At 63.7% G+C, this 12,118-nt stretch carries 10 protein-coding genes; 8 read left to right on the forward strand and 2 right to left on the reverse strand.

Features of this window, described 5'->3' with window-relative positions; genetic code table 11:
- The first annotated feature begins 10 nt into the window (after positions 1-10).
- A complete protein-coding gene (locus GAU_RS16905; protein WP_015895123.1) occupies positions 11-796 on the forward strand; it encodes a ligand-binding sensor domain-containing protein in 786 nt (261 codons plus the stop codon).
- 45 nt (positions 797-841) lie between these two features.
- Positions 842-3,118, forward strand: a complete 2,277-nt coding sequence (locus GAU_RS16910) for a sensor histidine kinase (protein ID WP_015895124.1) — start codon at positions 842-844, stop codon at positions 3,116-3,118.
- Between the two features lie 37 nt (positions 3,119-3,155).
- On the opposite strand, the gene GAU_RS16915 is transcribed toward GAU_RS16910, so the two are convergent.
- Positions 3,156-3,788: a response regulator gene (locus GAU_RS16915; RefSeq protein ID WP_015895125.1), complete on the reverse strand. Its 633-nt coding sequence runs from the start codon at positions 3,786-3,788 to the stop codon at positions 3,156-3,158.
- 163 nt (positions 3,789-3,951) lie between these two features.
- On the opposite strand from GAU_RS16915, the gene GAU_RS16920 reads away from it, so the two are divergent.
- From GAU_RS16920 to katG, 5 genes are all read left to right on the forward strand, one after another.
- Positions 3,952-4,821 carry an alpha/beta fold hydrolase gene (locus tag GAU_RS16920; protein ID WP_015895126.1) on the forward strand — a complete coding sequence of 290 codons (870 nt, stop codon included), beginning with the start codon at positions 3,952-3,954 and terminating at the stop codon, positions 4,819-4,821.
- 87 nt (positions 4,822-4,908) lie between these two features.
- Positions 4,909-5,736: an alpha/beta hydrolase gene (locus GAU_RS16925; RefSeq protein ID WP_015895127.1), complete on the forward strand. Its 828-nt coding sequence runs from the start codon at positions 4,909-4,911 to the stop codon at positions 5,734-5,736.
- 28 nt (positions 5,737-5,764) lie between these two features.
- Positions 5,765-6,553 carry an MBL fold metallo-hydrolase gene (locus tag GAU_RS16930; protein ID WP_015895128.1) on the forward strand — a complete coding sequence of 263 codons (789 nt, stop codon included), beginning with the start codon at positions 5,765-5,767 and terminating at the stop codon, positions 6,551-6,553.
- Positions 6,554-6,677: 124 nt separating this feature from the next.
- Positions 6,678-7,904, forward strand: coding sequence for a hypothetical protein (locus GAU_RS16935; RefSeq protein ID WP_015895129.1), 1,227 nt, complete (start codon positions 6,678-6,680; stop codon positions 7,902-7,904).
- 190 nt (positions 7,905-8,094) lie between these two features.
- Positions 8,095-10,305 (forward strand): catalase/peroxidase HPI, encoded by a 2,211-nt coding sequence (gene katG / locus GAU_RS16940; protein ID WP_015895130.1) that lies wholly within the window; start codon positions 8,095-8,097, stop codon positions 10,303-10,305.
- Between the two features lie 80 nt (positions 10,306-10,385).
- Here the strand turns inward: katG and GAU_RS16945 are convergent, their stop codons facing one another.
- Entirely contained in the window at positions 10,386-10,946 is a 561-nt protein-coding gene (locus GAU_RS16945; RefSeq protein ID WP_015895131.1) for a nitroreductase family protein, read from the reverse strand.
- Positions 10,947-11,098: 152 nt separating this feature from the next.
- Here GAU_RS16945 and GAU_RS21310 point away from each other — a divergent pair, with 152 nt between their 5' ends.
- Complete coding sequence (locus GAU_RS21310; RefSeq protein WP_052574516.1) at positions 11,099-12,085, forward strand: HpcH/HpaI aldolase family protein; 987 nt, start codon at positions 11,099-11,101, stop codon at positions 12,083-12,085.
- Positions 12,086-12,118 lie beyond the last annotated feature (33 nt).

A 12,118-nucleotide genomic window follows, 5' to 3' on the forward strand; every position in this document is an offset into this window, starting at 1 on the left:
AGCCGACCCCGTGAGCCAGCCAAACATTCGCGGTCGTATCGGGGCGCTGTCGCAGCATCTCGTGGCCGTCGTGTGCATTGGTGCGGTGATGCCCAGCGAGTCCGCGGCGCAGGCGCCGGTGGTGGAGCGCCCGTTGGCCGAGCGCCTGTTGGCGCACATGCACCACACCGCATGGACCGATCGCGATGGACTGCCCGTGTCAGGCATCAATGCCACACGGCGATCTGGCGACGGCTATCTCTGGATTGGCACGTCCGGCGGCCTGCTGCGCTTCGACGGCGTGCGGTTCGTGCGCTTCGACTCGACCAACCACCCGGCACTGCGCTCCGCCGTGGCCGGTGCGTTTGTGCCGCAACTGCTGGATCGTGATGGCGCGCTCTGGATCAGTCGACCAGATGGCGCACTGGTGCAGTATCGTGATCGCACGTTTCACGAAGTCGTGCCGGCCAACCGCAACACCGGGCGCATCTCCACCATCACGGAGGATGGACTCGGTCGGTTGTGGGTGAACTGCAATCGCCTGTTCATCATCGACCGCCAGGGAACCATCAAGGCCCCGACCCTGCCACCCGGGGTGACCTTCGAGCAGGTGCAAGGCATTGCCCGCGATACGGCCAATGGCATGTGGCTGGGCACACGAACCGGCCAGATGTGGCACCTCGATGCAGACGGCACGGCGACACGCATCCCGGTAGCCTACAGCGGTGATTCCGGCATGCGTCCATTGCTCCAGAGTCGCGACGGGATTCTGTGGATCCTCAACCATGGTGTCGAATACCTGCGACGCGGGACCTGACATGGACTGCGTGATCCGGTTTCACCGAATGGGGAAATCAATGCCGTGCGCGCCGCCGAACTGCCCGACGGATCGGTCGTGGTCGCATCACGTGGTCATGGCCTATTGCGTTGGCAGCATGGTCGTGTGGACACCTTCAGTGAGCCACACCGACTGACGGATGCGGTGACTCGATCACTGCAGCTCGATGACGATGGCAGTGTCTGGATCACCACAGACGGTGGGCTTGATCGCCTGCGTGTGGCGCCCTTTGTCACCTTGGGCACGGCCGATGGCTTGTCGTACGCGACACCGGGACTGCTGTTTGCCGATCATGGTGGCGCGATCTGGATGAAGGACTTCGGCCACCCTGCCCTGTTCCTCGTCGACGGTGGCGTGGTCCGACGCGAAGCTGGTCCGGTGCGCACACGGGCATTCGTCCCCCCGCCACCTGGCCGATATCTCGTCATGGGCACATCGCGGCGGACGGCGCAGGAAGCCTGGTTGATGGACAACAGCCTGCATCTGGCGCACTTCGCGCAGGGGCGCATCAGCCCCTATCGCCCCATCGGTTGGCCCGGCCATGTACCCATGCGCGTGTTCGAGGATCGACACGACGGACTCTGGGTGGCATTCAACGGCAGTGGTGGTGGATACGGTGTGGTGCGCGATGGACGATTCCATCGAATCCCGGACTCCACCGCGACCCCCACCTCGTGGGCCAATCGCATCCTCGAAGATTCGCTCGGCAATGTCTGGGTGGCGCGCGAAAACCCGTCGCAACTGCTCCGCATCGTCGACGATCGCATCGTCGAGCGGTTCACCCCTGCCGAAAACACCACCTTCGAGCAGATGCAGGTGGAGGGCGGTGATACGCTGTGGGCGCTCAATGGCGAACAGTTTGCGCGCATCAACCAGGGCCGGTTGTCGCGAGTGTCGGTACCGGGCACCGCAGCCGCGCTGCGCGGGGGGTCCGCGGCGATTCAGCTCGCCGCAGGGTACCTGTGGTTTGCTTCCGACCTGGGTATTGGACGCGTGCGCCTCGATGCCATGCACCAGGCGGCTGACGGCAACGCCGGCCGTACCGCCTCCACTCTACACGCCGAATGGTTCGATACGTTCGATGGACTGGCGTCCCCCAGGCTGGTGGGAGGCGATCGCAGCGCCACGTTGCACACGCAGGATGGCCGCCTGTGGTTTGCGACACCGGGCGGACTGGCGGTGATCGATCCGGCCAATATGCCGACCCGTCCGACGCATCCCCGCACGCTCATCGAATCCGTCATGGCAGACGGCGTGGAGATGTCGTTGGCCGCGCCGGTGGTCATTCCGTCACACCCCGATCGGATCGACATCCGCTTCACCGCCACCGCCCTGCACATCCCCAATCGCGTGCAGTTGCAGTACCGTCTCGATGGCGTTGACCGTGACTGGCAGGACGTGACGGGACCGCGAGTCGCCACCTACACCCAACTGCGCAGTGCACGCTATCGTTTTCGCGTGCGTAGCTGGATGATCGGCGATACTCCCGGTGAGGAGGTCACGCTCGCCTTTCGTGTACAGCCGGCGTGGTACGAAAGCTGGTGGTTCATCACGATGGCTGTGCTCACGGCCACGGCTGCCACGGCCGTCACGGTCCGCGCCTCGCTCCGTGCCCGCACCCGACGTGCGGCCGAGCGTATTCAGGCTCGGTTTGATGCCGAGTTGGGAGAGCGCAGCCGCATCGCGCGGGAGTTGCACGACACGCTGCTGCAAGGGTTCACCGGCATCACGCTCCAACTGCAAGCCGTGCAGGGCCAGATCCAGCAGTCTCCGGCGCAGGCGTCTGATTCGCTCGAGCGCATCCTCACGCAGGCCGACGGCGCCCTCCGGGAGGCGCGCACGATGGTGTGGGACATCCGTGCCCCGGAACTCGGCGAACGGGACCTCGCCGGGGCGCTCGAAGCCGCCGTACGCAGTACGATCAACGCCGAAACGATTGCACTGCAGTTCACCGTACAGGGGCTGACGCAGCGCATGGCGCCGTCGATCGAATCCACGTTGCTGCGCATCGGACGGGAGGCGGTGGCCAATGCCGTCAAACACTCGGGCGCATCAGTGATTCGAGTACAGCTCATCTTCGGACCGCGTGAGATCTCACTGACGGTGGAAGACAACGGATGTGGCATGGACACCGTGATCCCCGAGCCCACGAGTGAAGGCGGGCGATGGGGCGTGCGGGGCATGCGCGAACGCGCGGAGCAGATTGGTGGCGCGTTGTCCATCGACAGTACGAAGGGCCACGGCACCAGTGTCTCGGTACTGGTGCCCCTGCCGGTCGGTACGGCGCGCCGCGCGACCTGAAGCGCCCGCTCGTTCGGGCAGGCGCTTCGGCATCAGCTCAGTCCAGATGAATGATCCCGCGCCGGAGAGCCGTTGTCACGGCCGCCGTGCGATCGTCGGTGCCCAGTTTCTGCAGGATGTTACGCACATGCACCTTCATGGTGCTTTCTGCGCGACCGAGTCGGATGGCGATATCGGGATTGCTGAGTCCCTGTGCCATGAGCTCCAGCACTTCGAGTTCGCGCGCTGTCAGTGCGACGCGTGGTGTGTATTCGGCCAGTCTGGCCGCCACCGGCGCCGGGATGCCGCGTAACCCGCGGTACACATTGCGAATCACCTGCAGCAATTCCGTGCGCAGGGTGTCCTTGAGCAGGTAGCCGCGGGCACCAGCCGAAAGCGCCCGATGGATATCCTCGTCGCCTTCGTACGTGGTGAGCGCGATGATGCGGGCATCGGGAAATTCGTCGCGGATCGCGCCGATAGCAGAGACCCCATCCATGACCGGCATGCGCAGATCCATGAGCATGAGGTCCGGCTGATGCAGTCGATACGCCTCCACCGCCTCTTCGCCATTTGCCGCCTCGCCCACGAGTCGCAGGTCTGGCTGTGACCCGATCACAGCCGCGAGCCCAGCGCGCAGCAGCGCATGGTCATCGGCGGTGAGAATGGTGATCACGTCCACGTCGGTCATGCTGGAAGATGTGTCGACGGTGCCCGCCCTGCGAATACGTCTATGGACGTAGGTGAGGACTCCCCCAGGGGGCGATCCGAAACGGACGCCGGTGTGCGATAGTGGCGCGCTCGAGAAGTCTTGCCCGATACCCGTCGCCAGACGCACGCCGGAGACCCGCACCATGTCCACCCCGAACACGGTACCACCCACGGCACCGACGCGGACCGCCTCGACGATCACCACGCCTGACGGCGCACAGATCTACTACAAAGATTGGGGCACCGGTCCGGTCGTGATGTTCAGTCACGGCTGGCCACTCAATGCGGACAGTTGGGAAGCCCAAATGCTGTTTCTTGCACACCAGGGCTTTCGTTGTATCGCACATGATCGGCGTGGCCATGGTCGGTCCACACAAACGTGGCACGGCAATGAGATGGACACCTACGCCGACGATCTCGCGGCACTGATCACGGCACTCGACCTGACGGACGCGACGCTGGTGGGCTTCTCCACCGGTGGTGGCGAAGTGGCGCGCTATGTTGGCCGACATGGCACCAGCCGTGTGAAGAAGATCGTGCTGGTATCCGCCGTGCCGCCGTTCATGCTCAAGACCGCCGACAATCCCGATGGTGTGCCCATCGAGGTCTTCGACGGGATTCGCGCGGGCTCACGGCAGGATCGTTCGCAACTGTATCGCGACCTCGCCGATGGTCCGTTCTTCGGCGCCAATCGTGAGGGGCAGCATCCGTCGCGAGGCATGCGTGACGCCTTCTGGCTGCAGGGACTGCAGTCGGGACATCACAATGCCTACGAGTGCATCGCCGCCTTCTCCGCCACCGATTTCCGCAACGATCTCGATGCGGTGGATGTGCCAGCGCTGGTCATACACGGCGACGACGACCAGGTCGTGCCCTTTGCCGTGGGTGGCAAAGCATCCGCCGCGCGCATCCGCAATGCGCAACTGATCGTGTACCCCGGTGCACCACATGGCATCACGGACACGCACAAGGATCAACTCAGCAATGATCTGCTGACGTTCCTCACGGCCTGAACCAGCCCACACCGCTTATCGAGACCGCGCCTCGACCTTGGCGCGCAGTCTCCTCCTCTTTCACGTTCCAGCGCACGGAGCGCGCTCATGTCTGCCAACAGCAAGCCCGACACCATCATTCTCGTTCACGGCTTCTGGGTCACCCCACGTAGCTGGGAACACTGGATCTCGCGATACGAAGCCCGCGGCTATCGGGTCATTGCCCCTGCGTACCCGGGGTTCGAAGTGGAAGTCGAGTCGTTGAATCAGGATCCGACGCCTATCGAACAGGTCACCGTGCCGCAGATCATCGCGCACCTGGAGGACATCGTGCAATCGCTCGCCACGCCGCCCATCCTCATGGGTCATTCGGCGGGTGGTGTCTTTGTGCAGCGGCTGCTCGATCGTGGGCTCGGCGCGGTGGGTGTGGCCATGAACTCAGCGCCCACCGAAGGTGTGCTCGTGGCCCCGTTCTCGCAGCTCAAGTCCACGTTCCCCGTGCTCAAGAATCCCTCCAACCGCCACAAGGCCGTGGGATTCACACATGAGCAGTGGCACTACGCCTTCACGAATACGTTCAGCGAAGCCGATTCGCGCGCGATGTACGAGCGTTACCACGTGCCCGCGTCCGGCGCGATCTTCTGGGACAGTGTGCTGGCCAACGTCACACCCGGTCATCAGGAAACGTGGGTGGACTATCACAACGATGCGCGTCCGCCGCTGCTGTTCATCTCCGGCGGTGAAGACAATCTCATGCCGCCGTCAGTGCAGCGGTCCAACGCCAAGCACTACAAGTCGAACACCATCACCGAAGTGAAAGAGTTCGAAGGCTTTGCGCACCTGTTGCCGGCACAAAAGGGCTGGGAACAGATCGCCGACTATGCGCTCGCGTGGGCCGAACAGCACGCCCGAACCACGCCCGTGCGCTCGGTCTGACGCCACGTACCAATAGGCAGACGCCACGATGGACCACATCCGTGTCACGCACATCGGGGGACCGACCACTCTGATCGAGATCGGTCCGTGGCGTCTGCTCACCGATCCCACATTCGACGCCCCCGGCCGACGCTACAGCTTCGGCTGGGGATCTTCGTCGAAGAAACTGGCAGGACCAGCCATGGCGGCCGACGACCTGCCGTCGATTGACGCCGTATTGCTTTCACACGATCAGCACGCGGACAATCTCGACGACACCGGACGCGCGCTGCTGCCGCGGGCCCGTCATGTCATCACCACGGTGGCAGGGGCACGACGCCTGCGGGGCAACGCACTCGGACTCGCTCCGTGGCAAGACATGTCGCTGGCGGCCACAGACAAACCCCCGCTTCGCATCACGGCCACCCCGTGTCGGCACGGCGCCCCGCTGGTGGCAAAACTCGCCGGTGATGTCATTGGCTTTGCCCTGGAGTGGGAAGGGCAGCAACACGGCGCGCTTTGGATCTCCGGGGATACGGTGATGTTTCCGGGTGTGCGCGAAGTGCCTCAGCGCCTGTCCATCAGTGTCCTGCTCCTGCATCTCGGCGGCGTGCATTTTGGTATCACCGGCCCCATCCGCTATACGGCATGCGCCCGGGAGATCGCGGATTTTGCGGCGCTGAGCCGAGCACGCCAGGTGATACCGATCCACTACGAAGGGTGGTCGCACTTCGAAAGGAGCGACGCATTCGCAGACGCCATGGCAAGCCTTCCCGCACCATTGCAGACAGCCGTACGACCCATCCCGATTGGTGAGGCCGTGGACATCCCGGTCTGAATCGATGCCGGCGTGTTGGACCAACAGCGCATGGCCGTTGGAGGAGTCGGGCACGATACTCGCCCGAGCCAACAAGACAAACCGTGAGCGCCATCGCGCGCTCCTCCTCCGCACGGAATGCACGATGACAGGCCCTGCCGTCTATGACCGCTCGCGGTTCAACAGCCGCCAGTTCGATACCAGTGGCGCCCACCTGCCACCGGGTGGTCTCGGATGTTTCTCCGCGCGGTACGTGCCGCTCACGGGGCGCATGACGGTGACCGTGAAGGTCTGCCCACGCTTCAGGTCGATAAATGGTGGGCGGATGCCGGACGACGTGGGGCGCAACTTCATGCGAGCCTTCGAATTGAAGATCCCCGAATACTGGAACGATCGGTTCCGCTTCATCTGCACGAAACGGGGGTTTGAGGACATCGCTGTGACACCGGAATTCCAGGTGGTGTGGTCGAACCTGGCCGACGCGCACTATGACCTGAGCATTCAGGACTACGATGGAATGACCTTTGTGAGGGATGTGCCTGATCGCCACATGGCCGGGAAGCCTGCCTATCGCCACAAGCCCTTTGCGCAATTCACCACCAACGACATAGAAGCCAACACACTCTGCAAAGCGGGAAAACTGCTCGAGGCCATCCGGAAGCCGGTGGTGGTGGCGGTGAACACAGCGTCTGACCAAAGCCTGCTCTCCATGGCCGCGATTGAACGCTTGCGGTTTCACGCGCTGGACATTGCCCATGTGCTCATTGACCATCCCGAACCCCTGCTCACGATCACCGGACCCGGCCCCGCAGGCACCACGTTTGCCAAGTTGGTGGGCAATGTCCTCATGCAGTTCGGCCTGCAGGCGAAATACAGTTACCGGAGTCATGGGCCACCGGACATCGTGACATTGACACTCGATCCCCGGGAGATCGCCACGGCCAGTGCGCAAATCACCGGCAACATCGCCCAGTTTCCCCAGTTCGCGCAGTACGCCGTGGTCCACGAGTTTGGGCACATGCTTGGTCTGCCCGACGAGTACATGTGCTGCGGTACCAACACGGTGGCCATCATGGCCCAGCACGGCATGGCCGCCCAATCGGCCGCCGAGCAGAGTGCCCTCGAGAACAACACCACGACCAAACAACAGAAATTCTCGGCCGGCATCGCCAAGACGCAAGAAGAGTTCATCAAGCTCTGCGCACTGTTCGACGTGGTCGCTCCGCCTTTCGGACGCGCCAATCAGAGTCTGATGTCGGCAGGACACACGTTCCTTCCGGCACATGCCGTCACCGTGGCCCATGCGCTGTGGCGCATGACCCGGAACTACTTCCAGCCTGGGGAGTGGCGCATCGAGCTACTCAAGTCGTAGCGGCACCGGTGATGGACACCCGTCCATGATATATTGCGTTTTCCTATATCAAGTATTGTCAATTAAGCATTGAAGCCTATCGATGAGGTGCGTATCATTACGGATCTTCGCCCGGATTGGGGCGAATCCGTCGCGCAGCATCCCGCTGCTGCCGCACACCACCCTGCTCCACTCCGGGGACGTACGCATTATGGAAGGACACTCCGCCGCATCCGGGGGCAAGTGCCCCGTCGACCACGGCTCGTTCAAGGCCACCACGGTTGGTGGTCGGTCCAATCGCGATTGGTGGCCGAACCAGCTCAACCTCGGCATGCTGCACCAGAACTCCCCGCAGGCCGCCCCGACCGGCGCGGACTTCAACTACGCGGAAGAGTTCAAGACCCTGGACCTGGCCGCAGTCAAGCAGGATCTGCACGCCCTCATGACGGACTCGCAGGACTGGTGGCCGGCTGACTTCGGCCACTACGGCCCGCTGTTCATTCGCATGGCGTGGCACAGCGCCGGCACCTATCGCACGGGCGACGGCCGCGGTGGTGCCTCCTCGGGCACGCAGCGCTTTGCGCCACTCAACAGTTGGCCCGACAACGGCAATCTCGACAAGGCCCGTCGCCTGCTGTGGCCGATCAAGCAGAAGTACGGCAAGAAGCTGTCATGGGCCGACCTCATGATCCTCGCCGGCAACGTGGCCCTCGAGTCGATGGGCTTCAAAACGTTCGGCTTTGCCGGTGGACGAGCCGATGTGTGGGAACCCGAGCAGGACATCTACTGGGGCACGGAAACCAAGTGGCTCGACGACAAGCGCTACTCGGGCGACCGTAACCTCGAGAACCCGCTCGCCGCGGTGCAGATGGGGCTCATCTACGTGAACCCGGAAGGCCCGAACGGCAATCCGGACCCCATCGCCGCCGCACGCGACATCCGCGAGACGTTCGCCCGCATGGCCATGGACGACGAAGAGACCGTCGCGCTCATCGCCGGTGGCCACACGTTCGGCAAGACACACGGTGCCGGCGATGCCGCGCTCGTGGGCGTGGAGCCGGAAGGTGGTGATATCGAAGCGCAGGGCTTCGGCTGGCTCAGCACACACGCCAGCGGCAAGGCCGGCGACACGATCACCAGCGGTCTCGAAGTGACGTGGACCTCCACGCCGACCAAGTGGAGCAACAACTTCTTCTGGAACCTGTTCGGCTACGACTGGGAACTCACGAAGAGCCCGGCCGGTGCGCACCAGTGGACCCCCAAGCATGGCCAGGGCGCGAACTCGGTGCCCGATGCCCATGACGCCACGAAGCGTCACGCGCCGGCGATGCTCACCACCGATCTCTCGCTGCGCTTCGACCCCGCGTACGAAAAGATCTCGCGCCGTTTCCACGAAAACCCCGATCAGTTCGCCGACGCTTTTGCGCGCGCTTGGTTCAAGCTCACGCACCGTGACATGGGCCCGCGCTCCCGCTACTTGGGCGCTGAAGTGCCGGCCGAAGAGCTGATCTGGCAGGACCCGATTCCCGCCGTCGACCACGATCTCGTGGACGCGCAGGACGTGGTGACGCTGAAGGAGAAGATCGTCGCATCAGGACTGACCACGCAGGAACTGGTCTCCACGGCATGGGCTTCGGCGTCCACGTTCCGTGGCTCGGACAAGCGTGGTGGTGCCAATGGCGCGCGCGTGCGTCTCGCGCCGCAGAAGGACTGGGAAGCCAACAATCCGGCGCAGCTCACCAAGGTGCTCGGCACGCTGGAGAGCATCCAGCAAGCGTTCAACGCCGCGCAGGCTGGCAAGAAGAAAGTCTCGCTCGCCGACCTGATCGTCATCGGTGGCAACGCCGCCGTCGAACAGGCTGCGAAGCAGGGTGGTGTGACGGTGTCGGTGCCGTTCACGCCGGGACGCATGGATGCATCGCAGGAACAGACGGATGTGGCGTCCTTCGATGTGCTCGAGCCCATCGCCGATGGCTTCCGCAATTATCAGAAGGCAGCCTACAGCGTGCCCTCGGAAGTGCTGCTGGTGGACAAGGCACAGTTGCTCTCGCTCACCGCGCCCGAGATGACGGTGCTGGTGGGTGGTCTGCGTGCGCTCGATGCGAACGCGGGTGGCAGCAAGCATGGCGTGTTCACGTCACGCCCTGGCACGCTGAGCAACGATTTCTTCGTCAACCTGCTCGACATGAGCACGGCATGGAAGTCGACGTCGGCGGCGCAGGATGTGTTCGAAGGCCGCGACCGTACGACCGGTGAGGTGAAGTGGACCGGTACGCGTGCCGACCTGGTGTTCGGTTCCAACTCGATCCTGCGTGCACTGGCGGAGGTGTACGCCAGCAGCGACGCCCAGCAGACGTTTGTGCACGACTTCGTGGCCGCGTGGACCAAGGTCATGAATCTCGATCGCTTCGACGTGGCGTAAGCCGCGAGAGCGGAAAACAACGGGGCGCTCCGGTATCAGACCGGAGCGCCCCGTTGTTTTTGGGTGGTCAGACCGATGTTTCAGTCGACCCAGTGCGTGAGCTCTTCGGACGAACGACGTGTCTTCGCGGGCGGCTGCTCGGCGGGTTCCCCTACGGTCAGCACGGCCACGATACGCTCACCGTCAGGTACCCCCACCGCGGTGCGCGCGGCAGGATCGTCCATGATCGCACCCGTGCGAATGTGTGTGCCCAGACCATGCGCGACCGCTGACAGGCAGAGGTTTTCCACTGCCATCATCGTGGCGGCGTAGTCCTCTTCGCGGATCTCGGGGTTTTCGTTCAGCGTCATCGACACGATCACCATGCACGGCCATGCGCGATGCGAATCGCTCGTGTCCTTGCGCATCTTCTCGGCCTGCGCTTCATCGGTGGCCTTCTTGGCCTTGCGATTGCCCAAGGCCAGTCCGTAGCCAGCGCGGCCTTCGGGGCCGAGCACGTAGAAGCGCCACGGCTGCGTCAGACGATGATTCGGTGCCAGGTTGGCATCATGAAACAACGGCAGCAGATCGTCGCGCGTGATCGTGCGGTCGGTAAACGCGCGAACGGATCGGCGGGCGGCAATTGCGTCAGAAACGTGCATGGGAGCATCCGGGACAAGGGCGATACAACGCAGTAGCCCTCAAAACTAGTCGACTGGACGCTTCGGCACCGATAGACGCACGGATGCGTGGCGGGATCGGGTGCACCCCATGATACTTCGCCGTCCCCGTTCACTCCCTCCCGCTCCGCCCCATGACACTCCTGCCTCGGCCCACGTCGGTGCTGCGCACGCTCGCGCTCGCCGTTGCCTCCACCACGATTGCGCTCACCGCACGCGCTCAGGCAGCACCCGCAGCGGCTGCCTCAGCGCAGGGCCCGGTGCGCATGAACCGCGCCATTGAGTTGCTGTCCAGTGGTCAGAGCACCTTCGGCATCTTCAGCCACGATCGCTCGCTCGACAATGCGCGCCTGCTGTCACGCTCGGGTCTCGATTTCGTGCTGATCGACATGGAGCATGGGCCGCTCGATGTGGAAACACTGCGCACCTTCCTGCTGGGCATGACCGACAAGCGTCGTGTGCTGGAGAAGGGCAACATGCAGCCGGATGTCACACCGATTGTGCGCATCGCACCCAATGGCCGAGACCAGGCCTCGTTCATCGCCAAGCAGGTGCTCGATGTGGGGGCCATGGGTGTGATGTTCCCGTACATCAACACCAAGGAAGAGGCGCTCCAGGCCGTGCGCTCGGTGCGTTATCCGCAGAAGCGTGGTGCGCCGGATTTTGAACCGCAGGGCATCCGTGGTTCGGCGCCAGGCAACGCCGTGTGGCTGTGGGGCGTGTCCGACTACACGGATCGCGCCGATGTCTGGCCGCTCGACCCGCGTGGCGATCTGATGGCGGTCATTCAGATCGAAACTGCGGAAGCGGTAAAGAACGTGAGCGAGATCCTTTCAGTGCCAGGCATCTCGGCCATCTTCGTCGGCCCGGCCGATCTCGCGATGTCACTGGGCGGCACGGGCGAAGCGGGCGCCGCCGAATTGGAAGCGGCCATTCAAACGGTGCTGCGTGCCTGCAAGGCGAAGAACATCCCGATCGGCATCACCACCAACGCACAGACGGTGGAACGTCGCATCAAGGAAGGCTTCAACTTCGTCACCGTGTCATACGGCGATGGTGGCATCACGCCCGCCACGGCTACCGCGCTGCAACTCGGGCGCACGGCAGCCGGTCGTCGCTAAGTCCTAGCGAGGCATCGAAGGCTGCGCATGCCC

Source organism: Gemmatimonas aurantiaca T-27 (genome assembly GCF_000010305.1).
Classification (GTDB): domain Bacteria; phylum Gemmatimonadota; class Gemmatimonadetes; order Gemmatimonadales; family Gemmatimonadaceae; genus Gemmatimonas; species Gemmatimonas aurantiaca.